The sequence below is a fragment of the Rhodococcus oryzae genome, assembly GCF_005049235.1.
GTDB lineage: Bacteria > Actinomycetota > Actinomycetes > Mycobacteriales > Mycobacteriaceae > Rhodococcus_G > Rhodococcus_G oryzae.
Genome location: NZ_SUMD01000004.1, coordinates 423,812 through 446,184 on the forward strand (window position 1 = coordinate 423,812; position 22,373 = coordinate 446,184).

A 22,373-nucleotide genomic window follows, 5' to 3' on the forward strand; every position below is an offset into this window, starting at 1 on the left:
GTCCGGATCGGCGCCGAGGACGCACTCCAGGTCGTGAGCATCGAGGACACCCTCCGGGTCGTGATCCCGCTGCGCGGCAGCGGAACCGGCCGCCCGCTGTTCTGTGTCCATCCCGGAATCGGGTTGTCGTGGGGATACGCCGGGCTGGTCCGATACCTGCCCGCCGATCGACCTGTGTTCGGCCTGCAACTGCCCGCGATCACTGGCGGTCCGGGGTACGGATCGATCGAGGAGCTCGCACGACGGTACGTCGACGAGATGCGCGCGATCGCCCCTGAAGGGCCGTACGACCTGCTCGGTTGGTCCCTCGGCGGCGTCCTCGCGCACGCGATGGCTGTCGAACTGCAGAGTCGGGGTGAGTCCGTCTCGACCCTGGCGGTCATGGACAGTTACCCGGACGACGGCTCGGACCCCCTGCTCGGACGGCTTGAGGTCGCGGACCTGCTGCGTGGTCTCGGGCTGGATGTCGGTGCGCCCGAGCGGCATCGGGATCTGACCTACGACTCCGCTGCGCGCATGCTGGGCGAGTTCCTCGGCAGTGCGGGGATCACCGCGGCGCACCTCGAGCGGATCAACGACGGATATGCGAACTCGCGGCTGCTGGTGCACCGCTTCGTGCCTGGGGTGTTCGACGGTGACCTCCTGGTGTTCCCGGCGCAGCGCGGGCAGGGCGGCGGCACCGATCGCTCGGCGCAGGAGTGGCGGCCGCTCGTCACCGGTGGCATCGACGAGAGCCCCGTCGACTGCGGGCACAACGAGATGCTCGAACCATCGTCGTTGTCCGTGATCGGTCCCGCGCTCGCCGCCCGCCTCGAACGTCAAACCTGAGTGATGCGTGGGTCGCTGCGCAACTCATTGCCCAGCCCGTCGAGCCGTTTCATCACAGTGACAATATGAACCCGACTGCCGGGAGGCGCACCCAGGGGAGTGTAGACATTCATCGCGGCCATGGTCGCCGCTGCGGGAAGGGACGCGAACGGCCGGCCGTCCATCACATGATGCGCGCGGGTGCCGCGCGACGAGTGGCGAATGACGAACACGATCTCGACTTACGGTTCGCCCTAAAGTCTCGGCGACTCAGTCAACTGACGCTAGTCCATAACGTCACAGTGACGCAATGGGGTGACGTAGCCGGGAGGCGGGGATGCAGCCAGGAGTAGGCCACGAACACCCGGATGTGCACCGGACAGAACAGGCACCCGACAGAGACGTCTCGACCCGCAGTACGAGGGAACATCGGACCAGCCACCGACCGGCCGGCAGGCAATTGCCAACCGGCAAGTCTGACTTGCCAACCGAGCGTGCAGCAGAGTGCCACGGCGGATCGCGGCGATGAGCACGATCCGAACGAGGGACGTCGCCGATGCCGCCGCCCGGCAATTCCCGCAGCACGACCCTGGCGGTCATGGACAGTTACCCGGTTATCAACGCAGTTCAGCACACAACCGATAATCAACATTATGTCATCTTGAGTGGATCCGGGGCGCCCCCGGCCCGCACGGATGGACCCCGAATCCACGCGGGCACTCTGCACACACGGTGACCCATCGGACGGGATGGCCGCCCGATGGCGAGCCCCGGCTCCGCGTGCCCGCGAGGACCTCCTCCGGAGCGACGGGATCGTTGCGCGGTGCGATCGACACGTCCTGGCTGATCGCCGCCCGGGCGCCGATGCATCCGAATCGTCCGAACGGATCGATTCGCCGCCACAGTCGGTTGCCGGCAACCGAGACCCAACGGACCCCCACCGGCGGCATGGGCTCACCGAGCATCGGTACCGCAACCGAGTTTCATGGATAATCACTGTTATCCATGAAATATGGTGCAGTACAACAGAATACGACAGTTTCGAGTGTCTCCGTCAGGCATTGCCCGATCCGACCTCAGTCGGCGCGATTGCCCGTCGGCCCATCCCGAGTTTCCCGGCCGCTCAGACCGGGTGGCCTGAGACCGAACCCGGGCCACGACTCCCCCGAAGCGCGTCACCCGGCCCACTCCTCCTCCACCACCACCACGTCGCCGCGACCCAGCCAGCCGTCTCACCGACCGATCCCCCGCAACGGCGATCCGGCTGGGTGGGTGGGAAGGAAAAGGGTTGGACGGGATTCGTTTCAGGTTGATAGCGTTCGCGAGACCGTGATGTCACGCAAGGAGGTGAGACCCATGAACGCAGTAACCATGTGGGTGCTCCCACTCGTGTTCACGGATCGGCGATCGACGTAGGTGTCGCCGGGAGCGCCTCGACAACCAGGCAATCCCGAAAGGCAACACCATGCATTTCACCTCTGAGACATCGTCGAACGGTGTCATCGAACGCAATTTCATTCTGGATGAGATCACCGGCGTGCTCTGGTCGCCCGCATCCGGAACCGTTGGCGCACCGCTGCTGTTGTCAGGGCACTCCGGCGGCATGCACAAGAAGGCCCCGGTGGTGGCCAGTGCACTCCACTGCGTGACCACCTATGGGTTCACCGTCGCCGCCATCGACGCACCCGGACACGGTGACCGGCCGCGAAACCTTCAGGATCAACGGTGGGCCGAGGCGATTCATCGGGCCAGGGCGGCGGTCGAGCCGATCGCCCCTATCGTCATCGACTACAACATGTCGCTGGCGGAGCGTGCGGTGCCGGAATGGCAGGCGACCCTGGACGCCCTGCAGGCGCTGCCCGAGATCGGCGTCGATGCGTCGATCGGCTACGGCGGGGTGAATTTGGGCGTCGTGACCGGGCTGATGCTGACGTCGGTCGAATCCCGGATCGCCGCCGTGGGCTTCGGTGGGGTTTACGTGCACGACGCACTGCTCGAGGCGGCACGAAAGATCACCGTCCCGCTCGAGTACCGGATTCCGTGGGACGAGGACGAAATCGACCACTCCTCTGCGGTGGCCTTGTTCGACGCCTTCGCCTCGAGGGAAAAGACACTGCACGCCCACCCTGGCAGGCACAACCAGGTGCCCGAGTACGAGCGCGACAGCTCGGCCTGGTTCTTCGCCCGCCACCTCGGCCGGGCCGCCGACACGGCTTCGAACTGACGTGACCGGTATCGGCGTCCGGCAAGGGCCGGACGCCGATACCGCCGTTACCACGGTCCTGCCGGATAGCGGACTACTTCTTGGCGGCGGGCGGCGCGTTCAGCAGCGTGATGAACGGCTGGGCGTTGGCGGCCACGGCACCCAGTCCCCCGATCGCGGTTCCCGCGAGCGAGGCGCCGGCTCCCACCAGCAGCGCGCCACCGATGCAGCCCGCGAGCGGGCCCGCACCGAACAGCATTGCCGCAGGCGCCGAGACCACGCCGGCGGCGACCGCGCCGAGGATGCAGCCGCCGACCAGACCGGTCGCGGCGCCAAGGAACCCGCCGACGGCACCCGTCATGGTGATGTTGTCCTTGACCCCCGCGACGGCCGCGGGCAGGTCGATGTCCTTGACAGGCAGGGCGACCGGGGTCGCCGCGGCGGGGCTGGTGTCCGCGGTCAGCGTCGCGGTGCGGCCGTCGATCGTTGCCGTGACCGGGTGCGCGATGCCGTCGACCGCGAGCGCCAGCGGCACCGACTCGACAATGGCACCGCTCGCGTCCCGGACGATCAGGTGGTTGTTCTCCTTGGCCAGCGAACCGGCGGCTGTATCGAGGATCACCTGGTTGCCGCTGCGGGTGACATTCCACCCCACGCCTGCCGTCGTGGCGGGCGCCGGATCCGCATAGGCGGTACCGGCAATGATTCCCATCGACGCGATCGTCATGGCCGAGACAGCCGCAAGTTTGGTCAATTTCATGGTCGGTGAGATTCCTTCTCGTTCTGTCGCAGGGACCGATGGTCCCTGCGCTGCCGGACGAAGCCAGCCGATGGGTGACGCGTCGATCGACGCAGACGGGCACGCTGAGCTGCTGCGACGGTGAAGACAGACAGCGGGGTGGAGATGCGATTGACCCTAGAGACGGATTGTGTCCGCCCTGTGGCGCGCGGTGTCCACACCCTTACGATTCGCGCACCTCGTCAGCTACTCGCGAGTGGGGAACGCGCAATAAGCGCGTGACTCGGCCGAAACGCCGTGTGTACCGGCCGTCCGGGCACCGGACCTTCTTCGGCGCGGCCGGAGGATCCTTCGACGGCGACCCGGCCGACGCTCACGTCGACGAAAGAAACCCGCGGATCGCCGAGGTCAACTCGCGGGGGCTGTCTTCCGGGATCAGCGTGTAGCAGTCGGCGAGCTCGACCAGCTCGGCGTGGGGAAAGAGCCGGGCCAGGCGGCGGCCGTGCTCGACCGGCATCACCCGGTCCTCGGTCCCCCACACGACCAGCCCGGGCCCCGGTAACCGGCGGACGCGGCGGCCCAGGCCCGGAGGGTGTCCCGGTTCGGGACGGAGATCACGTACCTGCGGAGGTCGCGCCGCACCTGCGCGTTCTCCGTGGCCGGCCGGAACCAGCCGTCCATCACCTCGGTGGGTACCGCGCGCTTGCTCATCCCTCCCCACGCTCTCGGCGATCGTCGCATCACACGCAGGCGCATCGCCTGCATGGTCAGGAACAGCCCGCCCGGGATCCGCGCGAGGACCGCGATGGGTCGAGCCGGTGGCGGCGGATAGTTCTCGAAGGCCTCGCTTGCGGTGATGATCATCCGGGCGATCCGCGAGGTGTCGCCGTTGGCGATCAGGACCTGCGCTCCGCCCCAGTCATTCTGCGCGAGCGTCACCTGCGTCAGCCCGAGCCGTTCGACGAACTCCCCGATCAGGACAGCGAGCGAGGACAGCGACAGATCCGCGTCCGGCTTCATCGGAATCCGGTGGCCGCCGAGCGGCCACGTCGGCAGGATGCACCGATAATCGTCGCGCAGGTCGGCGACCACGTGCCGCCAGAGCGTCCCGTCCATGGTCAGCCCGTGCAGGAACACGATCACGGGCCCCTGCCCGCCCGTGTCCTCGTACTCGATCGTCCCCACCGATAGTTCGACCGTCTCCACGACAACTCCCCCTGCCGGAACATTCGCACGGAACATTGCACCCGAGCCTAGGGCGTCGCGGCACGTCTGCGACCGAGGCGCGATCCTTCCCCTCTGTGTCGACGGACGTAAGCACCGGTGGACGTGAGGTGATCGCGGGAGGTTCCCCCCAGACGGGTCTCGAGCCGATAGGCCCGGCGTTATGTCATTATCACCGGGGGTGCCGCATCGTGATGGTTGCCCAAGTAGCCCATCACCGACCGCCTCCCCTCGGATCAGCACCCGGCGCAACGCGGCCAACTCCCCCCGCGGCACCACCTCGACGACGCCGACAAGGGCGAGTGCCGCGAAGAACGTCCTACTCCCCCGCCCTGGTCAGGCCCACGCATCCGCGAGACTCACCGTCGATAGATCCACCCACACATCGGCGCCTCCACGGCCAATTGAGGGAACCGCAACCACACTCTCACGTCAGTGCACTCCCCCGCGGCGATCACTCCCCACCGTCGCGGGCAGGCGGCTGCAGCAGTCCTCGCGATCGACACCAGCACTCACGACCACACCCACCCCGAACGCCGGCGGAGACCGCCCCCTTCTCGTTGCCGAAAGACGTGAGCGGGCACTTGTCGGCGGCCGACTACGGCGAATTGCCCCCGCTACGGCACGAGTGCCGATATCCTCGGCGTTATGACATTATCTAGACCGCCGGATCCGTCGGATCGCCGCGCTCCCGCCTCGACGGCGACCCCTGCCGCGCGAAGGCCTCTGCCCCAACGTGTTTGACGGAAGTCTTCGGACCCACTCCCCTCGATGTCGGTGCCTGCCGCTAGCGTGCCCGCTCATGGTGACGGAGCGAGACCCCGATGACGAGAGCGTTCCGACGGGAGGTCGGGCACGCGATCGGCTGGCCCCCTGGTTCGAGGAATTCCTCGTCCACCGCAGCACCGCCAAACCCTCCCCGAACACCCTCAAGGCCTACCGCCAGGACTACACCCTCATCGCCGACGCCCTCTCGCGGACTCGCGGGGTGTCCGCCATGGAACTCACCCTCGACGCGCTCGACAAGACGACCGTGCGGGCGGCCTTCGCCGACTACGCGCAGACCCACCAGGCGGCCTCGATCAGGCGATGCTGGTCGACCTGGAACATGCTGTGCGACTTCCTGTTCTCCGTCGACGCCATCGTCGCCAACCCGATGTCGGCGGTGCTCCGCCCGAAGGCACCCAAGACACTGCCGAAGGCGTTTCGCGCCGACTCGATCGAACGACTCGTGGCCACCCTCCAATCGTCGGACGACAACGGGGCGCGCGCCTGGCCGGAACGCGATCTCGCGCTCATTCTCACCGGGCTGCTGACCGGGATGCGTTCGGCCGAACTCATCGCGGTCGATCTCGGGGACCTGCGCGACGCGATCGACGACGGGGACGGCCACGCCAAGGTGATCCACGTGCACGGCAAGGGCAACAAGGAGCGGGTCGTCACCGTCGAGCCCGCTGTGGTCGATGTACTCGGCGACTACCTCGTCAGCCGGTCCGAGCGATTCCCCGACACAGCGCGGCGCAGGCCGCGGGCCGAACTCTCCCCGTGGGAGCGGTTCACCGACGCCGACCCCATGTTCGTCGGCGGCGACGGCAGGCGGATCACCAGGGGGACGCTGCAGTACCGCGTAGAACGCGCCTATCGCCGCGCGGGCATCAACGGCGACCGCGCCAAGGGCGCCCTCGTCCACCAGCTTCGACACACCTTCGCCACCGCCATGGCGGACCAGAACGTCAGCATCTACACGCTGATGCGGATGCTCGGGCACGAGTCCATGAACACCACCCAGCGGTACACCGTGGGCGCGGGCGCCTCGGTCCGGGATGCCGCGGCCCTGAACCCGGCCTACCAGCTCGTGACGAGGGGCGCGCCCCTCCCCCGCACCGATACGGCCGATGCGCACGGGAACTCCCTGCATACGGGGGTGACCGGTGCGGTGGACCGACCATGAGCGAGCCGATGAACAAAATGAACGCAACGATATGGCCACCATCGGCCCGGCATAGCCTTCCAGGGATAGCGTCGATCACAGCACATCGCGAAACGAGATGACGTTCGATGACCACCTCTGTCAAGGAAAAGCCCGGGAACCTGCGGGTCGAATTGACCAGTTTCATCGGCAGGCGACACGAAATCACCGAGGCACGGCGGCTGCAGTCCACCTCGCGGTTGGTCACGTTGACCGGCATCGGCGGGGTCGGCAAAACCAGACTCTCGTTGCGGGTCGCCGAGGATTCGCGGCGGGCTTTCGCCGACGGAGTGTGGTTTGTCGCGCTCGGCGACCTGCACGATCCCGCATTGTTGCCGGAGACCGTCGCCGCGGCGCTCGGGCTACCGGATCGGCCAGGACGGTCGGTCTCCCGCCTGCTGATCGACCACCTCTCTACCAAGCAGACCCTGCTGGTGCTCGACAACTGTGAGCACGTGCTCGGGGCTGTCGCGGAGCTGGCTCAAACACTGCTGCGAGCGTGTCCAGACCTGCAAATCCTGGCGACGAGCCGCGAGGTCCTCGGCGTGGACGGGGAGCAGGTGATGCGGGTGCCGCCGTTGGCGGTGCCGGACACGCGTCAGGTCCCATCGCTCGAGGCGATGGCCAATTGCGAGGCGGTCGCACTGTTCGTCGCGCGCGCCATGGCCTGCCTGCCGGACTTCGCGCTCACCGAGACCAACTGTGCTGCGGTGGCCGGAATCTGCGGCAGGCTGGACGGACTTCCGCTGGCCATCGAGCTGGCGGCAGTACGCATCCGGGCGATGACCGCCGAACAGATCCTGCAACGCCTGACCGACCGATATCAGCTGCTGACCGTCGGCTCCCGGGTCGCACCGACCCGACAACAGACCTTGCGGTCGTGCGTGGACTGGAGCTACGAGCTGTGCACGGCGCGAGAGCAGCAGCTGTGGGCCTGGCTGTCGGTGTTCGCAGGCGGTTTCGAGCTCGATGCCGCCGAGGGCATCTGCCCCGAGGAGCTGGTGAACGGCGATTTCCTGGACGTGGTGTCGTCCCTGGTGGACAAGTCGATCCTGGCCCGCGAGCAGGTCGGGGAGGTCGTGCGCCTGGGCATGTCCGAGGCGATCCGCGACTACGGCAGGGAGAAGCTGCACGCATCCGGCGACCTTCCCCAGGCTCAGCGGCGGCACCTCGCGTGGTACGAGCAGTTGGTGGAGCGGGCCGAGTCCGAGTGGATCGGCCCCCGCCAGACCGATTGGATCGCCAGACTCGATCGGGAACAGTCGAACCTGCGGGATGCTCTGGCGTTCAGTCTGACCGACGCGGTCGTCGGCACCGATCCAGATGTCAACGCGCGCATCGCCAATGCCCTGTTCATGTTCTGGTCGTGCCGGGGCCTGTTGGCGGAAGCCAGGCGATGGATGGGCCGCTCCCTCACCAGCTCCGACGCCATGAAGGCCGAGGAGCGGGTGGAGATGCTGTACTGCGATGGCGTGTTGGCAGGAATGCAGGGTCAACTCGGCGAGGCCTCGGCCCGGGCGGAACAGTGCTGCTCGCTTGCGGCGCAGCTGGGGGATGCCGAGTCACTCGAGATCGGCAACTACGCGAGGGGATATCGGGCGCTGTTCAGCGGAGACCTGGCGGCGGCGGTCGAACCGCTCCAGACCGCAATCGCCAGCGCGGGCGCATCGTCCGCTACCGGGGCCGATCGAGGTCCGAGCGCGTCCCGGATCGGCCGACAGCTGGGTGGCCTCCTCGGCCTGGCAATCGCGAGTGGACTGTCCGGGGACGAGAAGACAGCCGACGCCTGTCACGAGCAGGTACTGGCGATCACCACCCCACGGGAGGAGTCCTTCTTCCGTGCGTACTCGTCATGGACCCTCGGCCTGACGGCGCTACGGACGGGAGACACCGATCGCGCCACAACCGTGACAGAGCTGGCGTTGCGGCTGATCCGAAAGGTCAATGATCCCGTCATGACGGGGTGGTGCCTGGAGTCACTGGCCTGGATCGCGACCCACGAGGGCGAGCCGACGCGTGCCGCGGTCCTGATGGGCGCGGCCGAGACGCTCTCGCGGACTGTCGGGAGCACCTCCGCGACCCTCCCCTATCTGCTCGCCCACCATGAGGAGTGCGAACGGCTCGCCCTCGACGCGCTCGGGGCCCGCGCCTACGGCGAGGCGTTTCGTACCGGTACCGCGATGAGCCTCGACGAGGCCGTCGCGTATGCACTCGGGGACCGTTGCATCACCCAGGACCGGACGACGCGGGTCGCGCCCGTGTTGACCCCACGCGAAACCGAGGTGGCACACCTGGTCGCAGCGGGCCATTCGAACAAGATGATCGCGTCGATGTTGGTGATCTCGCCCCGTACCGCCCAGGGTCACGTCGAACACGTTCTGTCCAAGCTCGGGTTCACCTCGCGCACGCAGATTGCGGCCTGGATCGCCGAGAACCAGTTGGATCGAACGCCCTGATCCGGAGCCTCCGTGGTTCATCGCCACCACCCGAAAATGGGTCCATAATCGAGTGGTGAGCGATGTCGCGCCCGAGGCGCAGCCTGAGTTCAGCGTGACGGTTCCCGTCGAGGATGGATCGGCCATGCTCGTCGGCAGCTTTCGCTTTCGGGTCGCGGACGACGCATGGGAATGGTCGGACGCGGTCGCCAGGATGCACGGATACGCGCCGGGCTCGGTCGTGCCGACCACCGAACTGATGCTCTCCCACAAGCACCCCGACGACAAGGCCCACGTCGCGGCGATCCTCGACAACGTCAAGGCACATGGCGCTCCCTTCAGCAGCCGACACCGCATCATCGACACGGAGGGCGAGACCCATCGCGTGGTGGTCGTCGGGGATCGGCTGCTCGACGCGGACGACAACGTGATCGGGACCTTCGGGTTCTATATCGACGTCACCGACGCGTTCGAATCCGACATGCAGGAATCGATCGATGACGCGGTCGCGGAAATCGCATCATCGAGGGCCGCGATCGAGCAGGCAAAGGGTGCCCTGATGCTCGCGTACGGGATCTCCGCGAACCGCGCCTTCGAGGTTCTGACCTGGCGCTCGCAGGAATCGAACGTCAAAGTGCGGGACGTGGCACGGCAGTTGCTCCGAGACATCTCCAGCATGATCGCCACGCCGCAGGGCTTCCGCGAGGATTTCAACCACATCCTGCTGACAACATCGACCCGAGCCGACGCGAGACATCCGAACAAATGAAATAGCGCTGAGCGGTTTGATCACGGTGAGCCAGGGCATCCAAGGGCCAGGACCTGCGTCCGCCCGGGTGGTCACAGGGGCCGAGGGATCGGCGGTTCAAAACCCCGAGCCGCCGATCCCGCCCGTTCGACGGCCTGCTCTTCGCCCCCACGTCGGGGATCCCTTCAGCCGGCCGCCTGCCAACCCCCGAGCGGGGCGGGAACCATCGAAAGCGATCGACCATCGCGGAGCTGCGCGAGCGCATCTTCGACCGAGACAAAGCACCGGAATCGGTTGTCCAGGTCGGCAACCCGGAGGGTGTGGTCGACCGCGCGCGAGCCGGTGACCAACGAGAATCCCACCCCGTCAGCGCCTGCTCGCCATTGGGCCTCGGCGAGCACCTCCGCGCCCCTGATGCTGAGGAACGTGACCTGGGACAGGTCCACCACGAGACCGCGAGCGGCCTCGTCGATCCCGGCATTGATCTTCTCTCGTACGGTCCGCAGACTTGCGGCATCGATATCGCCACTGATCGGGACCACGACCGTCGACGATTCACTCGGCGGGGTTCCCGCCGGTCGCGACACTCGATCCGTTCCATTGACTTGGTGACGCTTGAGCACGACACCCTCCTCATCACGCAGTTGACGTGCGGAGTGAAGCGGCGGTGTCGCGATCGATCACCAGGAATTCGAAAAGATGAATTCGAAAAGATCTCGGGAGCTGCGACGATTGCTCGACCTACCGCCGGCTGTTGGCTCAACCTGTCTCCTTCTTACCAGATCGATCTGAGAGAGGCCACACCTTTTCGTTTCGGTGACGAGGAAGGTGGGTAGTCTGCGATCAGCGAATCGCAACATCCCACACTGGGGGAACGAGGCCGTATGTCACGGGCGCACGCCGAGGAGTTCGGAGAGCAGATCGGACCGGAAGTAGAACTCCGGTTGCCGGCCCACGCCGACCAACTCTTCCTCGTCCGTGCGATGGTCACGGCCATCGCGACACAGAATGACTTCGATCTCGACACCATTGCGGATCTGAGACTCGCCGTCGACGAGGCCGCCACCAGACTGGTCCGGGCCGCCCGGCCGGACTCGACACTCTTGTGTCGGTTTCACGTTCACGGCCGAGAGTTCGGATTCTCGGGATCAACGTCGTCCGGCGCCGACGAGACGGGCGGCGGACTGGATCACGGCTTCGGATGGCACGTGCTGCGAACCCTCACCGACGAGGTGGCCGCACATCAGGCGCCCGACCCCGACCATGAGTCCCAGGTGATCCTCACGATCGACTTCACTCGCCGGGCTGAGGGCACGACCGGGTGAGCCGACACTCGGGCCCCGGTTCGGATGAGTATGCGAACGTCAACATCCAGTTCGCAGCGCTCACCGCGATGGCGCCCGACGACCCCGCACGTGCGGCCGCACGCGAAAACATCGTGGAAGTGTGCCTGCCGTTGGCAGAACACATCGCCCGCCGGTTCACGGGCCGCGGCGAACCACACGAGGATCTCGTCCAGGTCGCCCGGTTGGGTTTGGTGAACGCCGTCAACAGGTACGACCTCGAACGGGGCACCGAGTTCGTCGCGTTCGCGGTTCCGACGATCATGGGAGAGGTGCGTCGCCACTTCCGCGACGCGGGCTGGGCCCTGCGTGTTCCGCGCCGCACCAAGGAACTCCATGTCGCCATCGGAAAGGTGACGGGGGCTCTCAGCCAACAACTCGGCCGGTCCCCCACACCTTCCGAGATCGCGTCAGAGCTCGGCGTGAGTCGCAGCGATGTCAACGAGGCCCTGTTGGCAGGCAATGCCTACCAGACGACGTCAGTGGACGCCCCCGGTACGGATCGCCCTGGCGCGCCGCCCCTCGCGGAGACCGTGGGGGATCTCGACTCCTCTTTCGACATGATCGACAATCGCGAGGCTCTCCGCCCAGTGGTCGCCGCGCTGCCGGAGCGTGAACGCACGATTCTGATGCTGCGCTTCTTCGGCAACCTCACCCAGACGCAGATCGCGGAGCAGGTCGGGGTCTCGCAGATGCACGTGTCGCGGATATTGGCGCGAACCCTCGCGTCGCTCCGCGCGGCGATGGACGAGTCGGGCTGAACCGCCGCGTTTCGGACCGCAGAGGGCTGGGTACTAGTGGGAATCAAGGGCCGGGCACCTCAACTGCTCGCCACCCCGGCCAGCACGACGGTACGAGGAAGGAGAAGCCGATGCCGCGAAAGGGATCTGACCCTCACCTCAAGGACCAGGATCTGTACGAGAGACTCCGCGAGGAGGGCGACTCGAAGGAGAAGGCGGCACGAATCTCGAATGCCGCCGCCGAGGGTCGTTCGTCGGTGGGGAGATCGGGAGGCGAGGCCGAGTCCTATGAAGAGCGCACGGTGCCCGACCTGAAAGAGCGGGCGAAGGAGCTCGGACTCAGCGGCTATTCGAAGTTGAACAAGAAGGAACTCATCAACTCTCTGCGCAATCACTGAGCAAAGACCACAAGGAGGCATCCCATGGGAGCGACCGACAAGGCGAAGAACAAGGCCGAAGAACTCGCAGGCAAGGCAAAGGAAAAGGTCGGCCAGGCGACCGGCGATCGTGAAACCGAGGCGCGCGGTCAGAAGGACCAGGCCAAGGGCAATATCAAGCAGGCCGGCGAAAAGATCAAGGACGCCTTCAAGGACTGATCGGCCCAAGTCGACGCCTCCCGGATTGCGTCGTCTGCTGTGCAGACGTGCAACCTGGGAGGCGTCGACGTAGGTTTCGTGGCTCTCGCGCCGGGGTATTGCTCGGAGAAGGCGCAACCGCGCGAAGTCGGAGGTGTGTGATGCGTTTGATCACTCTCGTCGTGTTGATCTGGCTCGTGGTCGGGGCCATCGCGGCAGGCCAGCGCGGCTACTACACCAATACCCCGGAGAACTGCGCCGGCGTCGGCACCATCGCGGTCACGGTACTGGCCGGACCGCTGAACTATGCTGGGGTCAATCCGAAGGTCACCGATTGCACTGTGCCGCAGCCAAGTCCGTAGGCAGCGTCGGTCTACCATTCATCCCTCCCGCGCTCGGCAGCGCCGACCGCGGTGATCCCTTGGCCCACAACACATCCCGAAAAATCGCACGGTGGAAGCAATTCGGGAACGGGTCGAAGGCGAGGCCGACAAGCGGCGCTACCGTCACGGCAGGGGCGAATATCGCGACTAGGCGGTGTCCTGCAAGTTGACCTGTGGGCCGCCGATCAGCGGTTGACCTGCGACGACAATCTGGCCGACAATCTGGCCTTCGTCAAGCAGTTCCGCCGCTCTATGGAGAAACAGCTGCCTCGGTGCGCTCCGGCGGTGTTCTGCCAGTGCTGGCGTGAGGCTCATTTACTCGATCACCCCGAGCACGCGGGAAAGGTCTTCGAGGTCAAGATCCAGGCCGCGGAACTACTCGAGCCGGTTGGATCGATATCAACGACCACGTGAACGCCCAGTACTGCGGGATGGTGGTCTATCGAGCACATGCCGCGTTCACCGACGCGGTGAACACCCCTCGGTAGCGTCAATACCAATACTTCCGACCGCCGACGGCGCGGCCGGTCGCACCGAGCACGGCCAAAATCAGTCCGATGACCAGGAGGACGATTCCGATCGTCCACAAGATCGAGATATCGGTCAGGAATCCGATGAGAAGCAAGATCAATCCGAGCACGATCATGGCGTGAACCCCGCTTCAAAGTAGTGGTTGAGAAGTCACGAAGACGACATACCCACTGTCGCCCACTCCGAAACGGCCCCGATGTCGCCGCCCGTCGGCCGATCAGATGCGTGCCGCCCGATCCAGTTTGCGCAGCCCGGAACCCCGGCGCCGCCCATCCGGCCTGGCCGACACGAACATCGCATCGAGTCGGGACTTGATCTCCGCAGTGGTCATGGAGCCGCCGGCTCCGCCTGTCCCGGACGCGGTCGACGCCGGTGTGTTCATCGCGTTCATGCCGAGCTCTCTGTGATCGTTTCGGATGAATCCGATCTCCGGATTCGCTACTCCTCAATGCTGGGCCGCGCGGCACCGACGCCGCCATCACCCCAGGGCGAGGAATTGCCCACCCTGGGGTGACAACCACGTCACGGGGGCACCTGACGCCGTGACGTGAGGTCCTCTGACCGGGACAGACAGCTTGACAATAAGGTAAGGCGTACCTAATACTCGCCGGCGGGCACAGTGCCCGACACGTGAGGAGTCAGCGTCATGATCGACGGTCTCATCGAAGAGGCATACGCGCGCGGCGCGGTCCGCGCGGTGACGCCGACCCCAGCGGGCGACGACGAGTACCTGCTCGACCGCGCGGGCGACCCCGCGCGCCGGGGGCCGGCGGTCGCGGTGCGGGTCCGGGCGGACGGGAGATTCGCCCTTGCGACAGACAATGGCGGAGCGCTGACCATCGGACAGGTCGCGACGCTGTGCGGGCTGACCGGCCGCCCGGCAAACCGGACTCAGCCGTTCCCGTCCAGGCAGGCCCGGTAGCCGCCCGCCTCGAAGTCGGCCCGCGCGCAGTAGCTCGCCCGCGGGTAGTACTCCCCCATGGTCGTCGCGGGATCGGAGTTCGCCGCCTGGGACGCCTGCACCGACTGGGGGTAGAAGGCCGGACTGGGCAGCATGTGCCGCAGGAACAGCACCTTCTTCGGAACCGCGGTGGATCCCCAGGGCAGAACCGTCACCGTGGGGTCTGAGGCGGCGGCCGCGGGCACGTCCTCCGGCGCCGCCACCACGTACGTGTAGTAGCCGCGCGCATCGAGGTTGGTCTGGAAGTCGGCCGCGCAGGCGACCACGGGATACGGCGACACCTGGTCGTTCTGGCACATCGACCAGTACCGCACCTGCTGCCCCGGCTCGGTCACGGGCACGCCCGCCCTGGTGTCCGGGAAGGTCGGCGCCCGTCCCCGCACGACCACGATCCGGCCCGGCTGATAGGTCAGTCCGGCGCCGATGTACTTGTTGTCGCCGTTGGGGAACAGCCCGGAGGTGCTGGCCGGGTTCACGAACGTCGCCTCTGGCACGTTCCCGGGGAACGCGCCCGAGGCCGCGCCCGCGATCAGTCGGTCGAAGGTCGCCTCCATCGCCTGCCCCATCGGTCCGTCGGTCGCGTCCGCCGGATCGAATGGCGTCGGGCAGGTCGAGATCGGGATCGTGGTTTCGCCGCTGTTCAGCACCAGGGCGATCGCGGGCAGCGGCACCCCTCCCGGCGGCGAGGCGGCGTCGTCGGGGACGTACACCCGGATGATCAGGAAGCCCATTGGCACGGCCTGGCTCGCGGCCCCGGTGGGCAGCGCGCGGATCTGGTTCAGCGCGTGGTCCGCCTCGCCGGGCACCACGGTGGCGTGCCACCTCGGCGCCGACTCCGGCGACCCGGTCGACGAGGGATCCGCGAACGGGTTCCCACTGCCCTGATCCGGGACGATCTGGTCGTCGCGCAGGGTGTCGACCGTGTTCAGGTCGGTGCCGTAGGTGTTGAGCGAGAAGTACCGCGCGGCGGGATAGTCCCCGCTCAGCTCGATCCGGTCGTCGCCACCCAGCGCGTACGGCAGTACCCAGTAGGTCGCGTTGGCGTCCGGGAACGCGACATTGAGGACGGTCTCGTTCGACATGAATCGCCACGCGCACGCCGGCGACTCCGGTCCGGCAGGCGTGGCTGGGGCGGCCAGCGCGGGCGCCCCGAATGCCGCGGCCAGCACCGTGCAGACCAGCACGAGCAGGACCCGCACCGCGATCGTCGAGTGGCGCGCCGAATCGGGCATACCGGCTCCGTTTCGTTCCGTTCGCTCACGCTACCGCCCGAGCCCCGACTCGGTCGGGTGTTCCCGCAGGTGAGAACGTCACAAGCGTGTGTACTGCTCGGTGTCCTGGTCGAACTCGGCCAGCAACTCGGCGCTGAGGGTCGGCCGCGTGTCGGCGATGGCCGCGAGATAATCGTCGGTGTTCGCCGGCTCGCCGCGGCGGTGGAGGATCTCCCGCTCGAAGGCGGTCTGCGCGCCCTTCCGCGCCGCGAACTCGATGTCGGCGGGGGTGAACAGCTCGCTGGAATTCACGATCAGGTTCACGTCGACGGCGCCGTGTGCGGCACCGAGGTAGCGTTCCCACACCGCACGACGGGCGGGCGCATCCGGCGGGCCGACCGGGATCACGTAGTCGAATCGACCGGGGCGCAGGAACGCAGAATCCAGCGAGTGCACCGAGTTCGTCGCACAGACCATCAGTCGCCGCTCGCGTTCCCGAAACAACGGGATCAGCTTGAGCAGTTCATTGGTGACCCCATGCGCGGCATTGGCCGCCGACCCGGTGCGGGCGGCCGCGATCTCCTCGACCTCGTCGATGAACAGCACCACCTCCTCGAGCTCGGCCAGTTCGGAGAAGACGTCCCGTAGCGAGGCGGCCAACCCACCGTCCACCGCCGCGGCCAGACGAGAGGGGAACAGCTCGACGAACGGCCAGCCCAGTCTCGATGCCACCGCCTTCGCGAAGCTGGTCTTGCCGGTACCGGGCGGGCCGAACAGGATCACCGCCTTGGGGGGCTGGACGCCGTACCGTTCGGCGACGTCCGGCTCCGCCAGCGGCAAGACGACCCGGCGCTCGATGGCTTCCTTCACCCGCTCCATTCCGGCCATCGCCTGCCACAACCCCGTGGGCAGTATGCGACCACCCAACTCGGCGAGCAACGCCCGATCCGGGCCGAGCGGCTCGAGCATCTCGTAGTAGACGAGACCGTCCCGACGGGCGTAGCCGGAGTTCTCGAACGCCGCCGAACCGGTGGCACCCTCGGTCAACACCGCACAGATCCGCTGAACCCCGGCGGAACGCAGGCGTTGTTCCAGGTTCGCCAGCAGCGCGCTACCGATTCCGCGTCCTCGCCACCTCGATCCCAGTGCCACCAGGAGCACCCAGGCCCGCTCGCCCTGTGTCTGTGCCACCGCCATCCCGACCAGTTCGTCCCCGACCGCGGCCACCACAGCGGGCTGACCAGCCCGGGCCGCAGCCATCACCTCGGCGACCGCGAACACCGGCTCCTCCGACCCCGGCGCACGGCTCTGATCCAGGATCTGGATGGCTTGATCGAGATCCCCGTCATGGAAGTCACGCAGCCGCCACACCGGCATGCTCACACACCGCCGCCGGCCGAGCCGGGCCCAAGGCTCATGCGATCAAGTACACACCCGTAGACCGCTCCGCGTCTGCACCTGGGTCCTGCGGATGCGGCGCCCCTTGCGGGTCCGGAGCGCGAGGAGAAGGATCCGATGAAGGCCGGTCGTCACCCAGCACCCTGGACCCGGGGTGCACCGTCTGCGATGTGGAGTCGGGTATGACAACCCACTTACAGCCAGCACACCGGGCGGAAGGCCGTATCGAACGGCGTCGGATCATCGTCCGCGGAATCGTCCAGGGCGTGGGGTTTCGGCCCTTCATCGCCAGGCTGGCGGCGGACCTGGCGATCGGCGGCCACTGCGGCAACGACGATGCCAGCGCGTTCATCGAGGCGGAGGGCACCGCTCCGGCACTCGCGGAGTTCGAGCGCCGGATACGGGCCGATGCCCCGCCGATCGCCGTGATCGTCGACATCGCCTCAGAAACCCTTGCCCCGCAGGGCGAGAGGTCCTTCCGCATCGCCGAGAGCAGGCACATCCCCGGCGCGCGGACGCTGATCTCCCCGGACGTGGCGACCTGCGAGGACTGCCTACGGGAGTTGTGGGACCCCACCGACCGCCGCTACCGGCATCCCTTCATCAACTGCACCAACTGCGGGCCGCGCCTGACCGTGATCACCGACCTGCCCTACGACCGGCCTGCGACGACGCTGGCCCCATTCGCGATGTGCCCTCGCTGCCTGCGCGAATACGGGACCGCGGAGGATCGGCGCTACCACGCCCAACCGACCAGCTGCCACGACTGCGGCCCGCGGATCTTCCTGGAGCGAGACGGTATTCGGACCGTCGGGGACGACGAGGTGCTCCGTGGCATCCAGCGGGCGCTGAACGACGGCCTGATCGTCGCGATCAAGGGGCTCGGCGGTTTCCACCTGGTGTGCGATGCTACCCAGCCGTCCGCGGTGCGGCGGTTGCGGGCCCGAAAGCACCGTCCCGCCAAGCCGTTCGCGGTGATGGCCCCCGACACGGCGACGGTCGAACGGATCGTCGAGGTGTCCGACGCCGAGCAGCGCCTGCTCGGCCACCCCGCGCGGCCGATCGTGCTGCTGCGAACCCGAGGACCCGGCCCCGTCGCGGACGAGGTGGCGCCGGGCCTGGACGAACTCGGGGTGATGCTGCCCTACACCCCGCTGCACCACCTGCTCTTCTCGACGATTCCCGGGTCGCCACCGGACGAGTACCCACTGGTGCTGGTGATGACCTCCGGGAACACCAGCGGCGAGCCGCTCTGCTTCGACAACGACGACGCCCGCGCGCGGTTGGCCGGGATCGCCGACCTCTTCCTGATGCACGATCGCGACATCGCCGTGCCCTGCGAGGATTCCGTCCTGGCGATATCCGAGGGCCGGGAGGTCCCGATCCGCCGGTCGCGAGGGTATGCGCCGCTCCCGATCCTGCTTCCCTCCCCGGGTCCGGTGGTGCTGGCGGTGGGGGCCGAGGTGAAGAACACCTTCTGCCTGACCCGCCAGGATCTCGCGTTCTGCTCGGCGCATCTCGGCGACATGGGCACCCTGGAGAGCAGGCGCGCGTTCGAGACCTCGGTGCGCCAGCTCACGACCATGCACCGGGCCGCGCCCGCGCTGGTCGTCGCGGACGATCACCCGGGCTACTCGACCAGGCAGTGGGCGACGCGGTACAGCGAGGAGAACGAGATCGAGCTGCGCACGGTGCAGCACCACCACGCGCACGTCGCCTCCCTGCTCGCCGAGCACGGCCGCCTCGGTTCGAGGGTCCTCGGCGTCGCCTTCGACGGCACCGGATACGGATGCGACGCGACCGTGTGGGGCGGCGAGCTCCTGCTGGTCGGCCCGGACATCCTGACCACCGAGCGGTCGGGCCACCTGCAGTCGTTCTGGCTGCCCGGCGGCGACGCCGCGGTCCGCAACCCCGCCCGCGTCGCGCTGTCGGTGCTGCACGAAGCCGGGATCCGCGAGATCGACGACCTGCCCTGCACCCGGGCCCTCGGGGCCGCGGAACGCCTGCTCGTCGCCTCGCAACTGTCCTCCGGGGCCGGCGCCGTCCGCACGACCAGCGTCGGGCGCCTGTTCGACGCCGTGTCCTCGCTGCTGGGCGTCTGCCACCGGGTGAGCTACGAGGCGCAGGCGGCCATCGAACTGGAGGCGCTCGCGCGGCAGGCCGACCGGTCCGCGCCGCTGACGATGGCGATCGACGACGGGCAGCTGCGTCTCGATGCTCTGTTGACCGGTCTCGTGTCCGGCCTGCGCCGGGGCGAGTCCGCGGCCTCCCTTGCGCTCGGATTCCACCACGCGCTCGCCACCGCGACCGCGACGCTGGCCCTGCGGATCGCCGATCGAACGGGCACCGGGACCGTCGGGCTGACCGGAGGCGTCTTTCAGAACCTGCTCCTGCTGAGCCTGCTGCGAACGCGATTGCAGGGCAACGGCGTCGAGGTTCTCACCCACCAGCGGGTCCCCGCGAACGACGGCGGGCTGTCGCTCGGCCAGGCGGTGCTCGGCTTGGCGTTTCTCGAGCGCACCGCCAATCGGCGCGGTACCCGACAACCGGAGATCGGAGCACGGCGATGACCACGACGGCGCATTCGGACGCACCCCTGATCGACGACGATCTCTCCGCGGATCTCGCGTCCGCGGCGCTGTCGCTGGCCAGGAGGTTCAACGCGGGCGCGACGCTGTGGGTCATCTCGCCGCAGTGGGAGCCGCATGCCCATCACGTCGCGGTCGAGTTCGTACACCCCGTGATCATGGGCAAGAGGGCGCTGCCGTCCGTCGCGCTGGTCGAACCCGACCCGGTCGCACAGTGCCGTGTCGCCACCCGGCCCGGCGACGTGATCATCGCGGTGGCATCGGCCGACCAGCCGCAGGTGCGCGACGCGATGCGGCGCGCACCCGCGTGGGGCGCCGACACGATCTGGATCGGCTCCGGCCCGCGCCCGCCGGCGGGCAGCGCCGATCACACGCTGTGGGTGGCCTCCGACGACCCGATGATCCCGGCCACCGGCAGGTTCGTGCTGATGTACCACCTGCTGTGGGAGCTGACCCACGTCTGCTTCGAACATCCCGGCCTGCTGACCCCGGACGAGGACGCGTGTGCCGGCGACGAGTGCGTCACGTGCAGCGACGAGGGCAGGCTCGCCGAGGTGGTGCTGCCCCCGGCGACCGCGCTGGACACCGCGCTGGTCCGCACCGGCTCCGGCGAGGAGTTCGTCGACGTCACCGTGCTCGGCGAGGTCGAGGTGAACGACCTGATCCTCGTGCACGGCGGCGCGGCGATCACCCGAATCGACGACGCCGAGGTGGCGCGATGAGCGAGCAGGAGAGCACCAACTTCCTCTACCCCTTCATCGATGCGGAGGAAAACGACGCCGACGCCTTGCTGACCGATCTGGCGGCGTCGGCGCGCAGCAAGGCCGCCGAGAGCGCACGGCTGCAGCGGGTCTCGCTCGAGGAATGGGGCGAGGGGATCACCTCGGCCGGCGCCCGGATGGCCGAGCGGTTCCGCGCGGGCGCGCGGCTGTACACGTTCGGGAACGGCGGCAGTTCCACCGACGCGGCCACCCTTGCCTCGCTGTTCAGCCGGCCCGCCCGCGGTCGGCCGGTCGCGGCCTGGTCTCTGGCGGCCGACCAGGCGGTGGTCACGGCGCTGGGCAATGACGTGGGCTTCGAGCTGATCTTCTCGCGCCAGATCATCGCCCACGCCAAGCCGGTCGACATCGCCATCGCGCTGTCCACCTCCGGCAACTCCGACGATCTGATGACGGCGTTGGCCGAGGCCCGCAAGCGCGGTCTCCTCACCGTCGGGTTCGCCGGCCACGACGGTGGCCGGATGTCGACCAGCAGCGACCTCGACTTCTGCTTCACCATCCGGTCCCAGAGCATCCATCGCATCCAGGAGAGCCACGCGCTGGTCGGATACCAGCTCTGGTCTGCGGTGCAGGACAACCTCGCGAAACCCACACCGGGGCCGCGAGAGACGACAGGCGGTCCCAGATGAGCAGCTCACAGGTCGGCGACCGACCCTCGACCGCGGCCGAGCGTGAGGGCCGCGTGCTCGACCGCATCGACGAGTTCCGCAAACGCCGTCCGCGCCTGCTCGAATCGGTGGTGACCCTCGCCCACGGTGCGGGCGGCAAATCCTCCGCGGCCCTTGTCGATTCCGTCTTCGTCGAGGCGTTCCGCAACCCGGAACTCGAGCAGCTCGGCGACGCCGCGGTGCTCCCGCTCCCGTCGGGCGAGCGGCTGGCGTTCTCGACCGACTCGTATGTGGTGCAGCCGCTGCGCTTTCCCGGCGGGTCCATCGGGAACCTGGCCGTGCACGGCACCGTCAACGACCTCGCGGTCTCGGGCGCCCGCCCGCAATGGCTCTCGGCCGCCTTCGTCATCGAGGAGGGCTTCGAGATCTCCGCGCTGCGCGAGATCGTCGCCGACATGCGCGATTCCGGCCAGGCGGCCGGCATCGAGATCGTCACCGGGGACACCAAGGTGGTCGGCAAGGGCGCGGCGGACGGAATGTACATCTGCACGGCGGGCGTCGGCGTCATCCCCGCGGGCCGGGTGCTGTCCGCGGACCAAGTGCAGCCCGGTGACCGCGTCCTGGTGTCGGGCACCATCGGCGAGCACGGCATGGCGGTGATGCTCGCCCGCGGCGAGCTCGCCATCGAGGCCGACATCGACTCGGACACAGCGCCGGTGAACTCGCTCGTCGAGGCGCTGCTCGAGGCCGCACCGTCGACCCGGTGGATGCGCGATGCCACCCGCGGCGGGGTCGGCACGGTCTGCAACGAGCTCGCGCAGGTCTCCGGCCTCGCGGTGATCCTCGACGAGCAGTCGCTCCCCGTGCAGCCGCAGGTGCTCGGCGCGTGCGACATGTTGGGGATCGACCCGCTCTACGTTGCCAACGAGGGCAAGTTCATCGCGATCGTGCCGCGCGCCGAATCGGACGCCGCGGTCGACGCGCTACGTGCGCAGCCCGGCGGGGCACAGGCGGCCGTCATCGGCGAGGTGATGGCCGAGCCGCAGGGCATCGTGGCACTGCGGACCGCGTTCGGGGGCAGCCGGATCGTCGACATGCTCGTCGGTGACCCGTTGCCGCGAATCTGTTGAG

At 67.8% G+C, this 22,373-nt stretch carries 23 protein-coding genes (1 of these 23 cut by a window edge); 15 read left to right on the forward strand and 8 right to left on the reverse strand.

The window, feature by feature from the left end:
- Nucleotides 1-828, forward strand: the 3' portion of a protein-coding gene (locus FCG67_RS10840; RefSeq protein WP_136909660.1) for a non-ribosomal peptide synthase/polyketide synthase. The gene continues 25,998 nt to the left of window position 1, outside the view; the window shows 828 of its 26,826 coding nt (coding positions 25,999-26,826); its start codon lies off the left edge, out of view; the stop codon is at nt 826-828.
- Here FCG67_RS10840 and FCG67_RS10845 read toward each other — a convergent pair.
- On the reverse strand, nt 819-1,040 hold the full coding sequence (locus FCG67_RS10845; RefSeq protein ID WP_136909662.1) for a hypothetical protein: 222 nt from the start codon (nt 1,038-1,040) through the stop codon (nt 819-821). The two genes, FCG67_RS10840 and FCG67_RS10845, sit on opposite strands and share 10 nt — an antisense overlap.
- Before the next feature lie 1,232 nt (nt 1,041-2,272).
- Here FCG67_RS10845 and FCG67_RS10850 point away from each other — a divergent pair.
- A complete protein-coding gene (locus tag FCG67_RS10850; protein WP_136909664.1) occupies nt 2,273-3,031 on the forward strand; it encodes a dienelactone hydrolase family protein in 759 nt (252 codons plus the stop codon).
- 73 nt (nt 3,032-3,104) lie between these two features.
- On the opposite strand, the gene FCG67_RS10855 is transcribed toward FCG67_RS10850, so the two are convergent.
- From FCG67_RS10855 to FCG67_RS10860, 3 genes are all read right to left on the reverse strand, one after another.
- Nucleotides 3,105-3,770: a DUF8020 domain-containing protein gene (locus FCG67_RS10855; RefSeq protein WP_136909666.1), complete on the reverse strand. Its 666-nt coding sequence runs from the start codon at nt 3,768-3,770 to the stop codon at nt 3,105-3,107.
- 352 nt (nt 3,771-4,122) lie between these two features.
- Nucleotides 4,123-4,266 (reverse strand): alpha/beta fold hydrolase, encoded by a 144-nt coding sequence (locus tag FCG67_RS25355; RefSeq protein WP_246044998.1) that lies wholly within the window; start codon nt 4,264-4,266, stop codon nt 4,123-4,125.
- On the reverse strand, nt 4,266-4,991 hold the full coding sequence (locus FCG67_RS10860; RefSeq protein WP_246044999.1) for an alpha/beta fold hydrolase: 726 nt from the start codon (nt 4,989-4,991) through the stop codon (nt 4,266-4,268). The genes FCG67_RS25355 and FCG67_RS10860 overlap by 1 nt, the downstream gene beginning before the upstream one ends.
- Nucleotides 4,992-5,775: 784 nt before the next feature.
- Between FCG67_RS10860 and FCG67_RS10865 the strand changes: the two genes are divergently transcribed.
- From FCG67_RS10865 to FCG67_RS10875, 3 genes are all read left to right on the forward strand, one after another.
- A complete protein-coding gene (locus FCG67_RS10865) occupies nt 5,776-6,924 on the forward strand; it encodes a tyrosine-type recombinase/integrase (protein ID WP_136909668.1) in 1,149 nt (382 codons plus the stop codon).
- Nucleotides 6,925-7,031: 107 nt separating this feature from the next.
- A complete protein-coding gene (locus FCG67_RS10870; RefSeq protein WP_136909670.1) occupies nt 7,032-9,398 on the forward strand; it encodes an ATP-binding protein in 2,367 nt (788 codons plus the stop codon).
- A 124-nt stretch (nt 9,399-9,522) separates the two neighbouring features.
- Nucleotides 9,523-10,146 carry a PAS and ANTAR domain-containing protein gene (locus FCG67_RS10875; RefSeq protein WP_136909942.1) on the forward strand — a complete coding sequence of 208 codons (624 nt, stop codon included), beginning with the start codon at nt 9,523-9,525 and terminating at the stop codon, nt 10,144-10,146.
- Nucleotides 10,147-10,310: 164 nt separating this feature from the next.
- Here FCG67_RS10875 and FCG67_RS10880 read toward each other — a convergent pair whose 3' ends face one another.
- Nucleotides 10,311-10,667 carry an STAS domain-containing protein gene (locus FCG67_RS10880; RefSeq protein ID WP_169310493.1) on the reverse strand — a complete coding sequence of 119 codons (357 nt, stop codon included), beginning with the start codon at nt 10,665-10,667 and terminating at the stop codon, nt 10,311-10,313.
- 342 nt (nt 10,668-11,009) lie between these two features.
- On the opposite strand from FCG67_RS10880, the gene FCG67_RS10885 reads away from it, so the two are divergent.
- The 5 genes from FCG67_RS10885 to FCG67_RS10905 all read left to right on the forward strand — a co-directional run bounded on the left by FCG67_RS10885 (nt 11,010) and on the right by FCG67_RS10905 (nt 13,145).
- Nucleotides 11,010-11,450, forward strand: coding sequence for an ATP-binding protein (locus tag FCG67_RS10885; protein WP_136909674.1), 441 nt, complete (start codon nt 11,010-11,012; stop codon nt 11,448-11,450).
- On the forward strand, nt 11,447-12,229 hold the full coding sequence (locus FCG67_RS10890; protein ID WP_136909676.1) for a SigB/SigF/SigG family RNA polymerase sigma factor: 783 nt from the start codon (nt 11,447-11,449) through the stop codon (nt 12,227-12,229). Before FCG67_RS10885 ends, FCG67_RS10890 begins: the two co-directional genes overlap by 4 nt.
- 110 nt (nt 12,230-12,339) lie before the next feature.
- Entirely contained in the window at nt 12,340-12,606 is a 267-nt protein-coding gene (locus FCG67_RS10895) for a DUF7218 family protein (protein ID WP_136909678.1), read from the forward strand.
- A 24-nt stretch (nt 12,607-12,630) separates the two neighbouring features.
- A complete protein-coding gene (locus FCG67_RS10900) occupies nt 12,631-12,804 on the forward strand; it encodes a CsbD family protein (RefSeq protein ID WP_136909680.1) in 174 nt (57 codons plus the stop codon).
- 140 nt (nt 12,805-12,944) lie between these two features.
- Nucleotides 12,945-13,145, forward strand: coding sequence for a hypothetical protein (locus FCG67_RS10905; protein ID WP_136909682.1), 201 nt, complete (start codon nt 12,945-12,947; stop codon nt 13,143-13,145).
- Nucleotides 13,146-13,656: 511 nt separating this feature from the next.
- On the opposite strand, the gene FCG67_RS24945 is transcribed toward FCG67_RS10905, so the two are convergent.
- A complete protein-coding gene (locus tag FCG67_RS24945; RefSeq protein ID WP_169310494.1) occupies nt 13,657-13,812 on the reverse strand; it encodes a DUF6131 family protein in 156 nt (51 codons plus the stop codon).
- Between the two features lie 531 nt (nt 13,813-14,343).
- On the opposite strand from FCG67_RS24945, the gene FCG67_RS10910 reads away from it, so the two are divergent.
- A complete protein-coding gene (locus FCG67_RS10910; RefSeq protein WP_136909684.1) occupies nt 14,344-14,619 on the forward strand; it encodes a hypothetical protein in 276 nt (91 codons plus the stop codon).
- On the opposite strand, the gene FCG67_RS10915 is transcribed toward FCG67_RS10910, so the two are convergent.
- Nucleotides 14,589-15,890 carry a hypothetical protein gene (locus FCG67_RS10915; RefSeq protein WP_136909686.1) on the reverse strand — a complete coding sequence of 434 codons (1,302 nt, stop codon included), beginning with the start codon at nt 15,888-15,890 and terminating at the stop codon, nt 14,589-14,591. The genes FCG67_RS10910 and FCG67_RS10915 overlap by 31 nt on opposite strands.
- Before the next feature lie 78 nt (nt 15,891-15,968).
- Nucleotides 15,969-17,246: an ATP-binding protein gene (locus FCG67_RS10920; RefSeq protein WP_136909943.1), complete on the reverse strand. Its 1,278-nt coding sequence runs from the start codon at nt 17,244-17,246 to the stop codon at nt 15,969-15,971.
- A 203-nt stretch (nt 17,247-17,449) separates the two neighbouring features.
- Here FCG67_RS10920 and hypF point away from each other — a divergent pair, with 203 nt between their 5' ends.
- From hypF to hypE, 4 genes are read left to right on the forward strand one after another with little or no spacing between them, the layout of a single operon-like run.
- A complete protein-coding gene (gene hypF, locus FCG67_RS10925; RefSeq protein WP_136909688.1) occupies nt 17,450-19,837 on the forward strand; it encodes a carbamoyltransferase HypF in 2,388 nt (795 codons plus the stop codon).
- Nucleotides 19,834-20,577, forward strand: coding sequence for a HypC/HybG/HupF family hydrogenase formation chaperone (locus FCG67_RS10930; protein ID WP_136909690.1), 744 nt, complete (start codon nt 19,834-19,836; stop codon nt 20,575-20,577). The genes hypF and FCG67_RS10930 overlap by 4 nt, the downstream gene beginning before the upstream one ends.
- Complete coding sequence (locus FCG67_RS10935; protein ID WP_136909692.1) at nt 20,574-21,263, forward strand: D-sedoheptulose-7-phosphate isomerase; 690 nt, start codon at nt 20,574-20,576, stop codon at nt 21,261-21,263. Before FCG67_RS10930 ends, FCG67_RS10935 begins: the two co-directional genes overlap by 4 nt.
- Entirely contained in the window at nt 21,260-22,372 is a 1,113-nt protein-coding gene (hypE, locus tag FCG67_RS10940) for a hydrogenase expression/formation protein HypE (RefSeq protein ID WP_136909694.1), read from the forward strand. The genes FCG67_RS10935 and hypE overlap by 4 nt, the downstream gene beginning before the upstream one ends.
- Nucleotide 22,373 lies beyond the last annotated feature (1 nt).

Bases quoted from the DNA above. Each gene is read 5' to 3' on its own strand.
- FCG67_RS10935 (WP_136909692.1), top strand. From the start codon at position 20,574: ATGAGCGAGCAGGAGAGCACCAACTTCCTCTACCCCTTCATCGATGCG.
- FCG67_RS10930 (WP_136909690.1), top strand. From the start codon at position 19,834: ATGACCACGACGGCGCATTCGGACGCACCCCTGATCGACGACGATCTC.
- FCG67_RS10875 (WP_136909942.1), top strand. From the start codon at position 9,523: ATGCTCGTCGGCAGCTTTCGCTTTCGGGTCGCGGACGACGCATGGGAA.
- FCG67_RS10885 (WP_136909674.1), top strand. From the start codon at position 11,010: ATGTCACGGGCGCACGCCGAGGAGTTCGGAGAGCAGATCGGACCGGAA.
- hypE (WP_136909694.1), top strand. From the start codon at position 21,260: ATGAGCAGCTCACAGGTCGGCGACCGACCCTCGACCGCGGCCGAGCGT.
- FCG67_RS10850 (WP_136909664.1), top strand. From the start codon at position 2,273: ATGCATTTCACCTCTGAGACATCGTCGAACGGTGTCATCGAACGCAAT.
- FCG67_RS10870 (WP_136909670.1), top strand. From the start codon at position 7,032: ATGACCACCTCTGTCAAGGAAAAGCCCGGGAACCTGCGGGTCGAATTG.
- FCG67_RS10895 (WP_136909678.1), top strand. From the start codon at position 12,340: ATGCCGCGAAAGGGATCTGACCCTCACCTCAAGGACCAGGATCTGTAC.
- FCG67_RS10915 (WP_136909686.1), bottom strand. From the start codon at position 15,890: ATGCCCGATTCGGCGCGCCACTCGACGATCGCGGTGCGGGTCCTGCTC.
- FCG67_RS10920 (WP_136909943.1), bottom strand. From the start codon at position 17,246: ATGCCGGTGTGGCGGCTGCGTGACTTCCATGACGGGGATCTCGATCAA.
- FCG67_RS10855 (WP_136909666.1), bottom strand. From the start codon at position 3,770: ATGAAATTGACCAAACTTGCGGCTGTCTCGGCCATGACGATCGCGTCG.
- hypF (WP_136909688.1), top strand. From the start codon at position 17,450: ATGACAACCCACTTACAGCCAGCACACCGGGCGGAAGGCCGTATCGAA.
- FCG67_RS24945 (WP_169310494.1), bottom strand. From the start codon at position 13,812: ATGATCGTGCTCGGATTGATCTTGCTTCTCATCGGATTCCTGACCGAT.
- FCG67_RS10860 (WP_246044999.1), bottom strand. From the start codon at position 4,991: ATGTTCCGTGCGAATGTTCCGGCAGGGGGAGTTGTCGTGGAGACGGTC.
- FCG67_RS25355 (WP_246044998.1), bottom strand. From the start codon at position 4,266: ATGCCGGTCGAGCACGGCCGCCGCCTGGCCCGGCTCTTTCCCCACGCC.
- FCG67_RS10865 (WP_136909668.1), top strand. From the start codon at position 5,776: ATGGTGACGGAGCGAGACCCCGATGACGAGAGCGTTCCGACGGGAGGT.
- FCG67_RS10900 (WP_136909680.1), top strand. From the start codon at position 12,631: ATGGGAGCGACCGACAAGGCGAAGAACAAGGCCGAAGAACTCGCAGGC.
- FCG67_RS10905 (WP_136909682.1), top strand. From the start codon at position 12,945: ATGCGTTTGATCACTCTCGTCGTGTTGATCTGGCTCGTGGTCGGGGCC.
- FCG67_RS10910 (WP_136909684.1), top strand. From the start codon at position 14,344: ATGATCGACGGTCTCATCGAAGAGGCATACGCGCGCGGCGCGGTCCGC.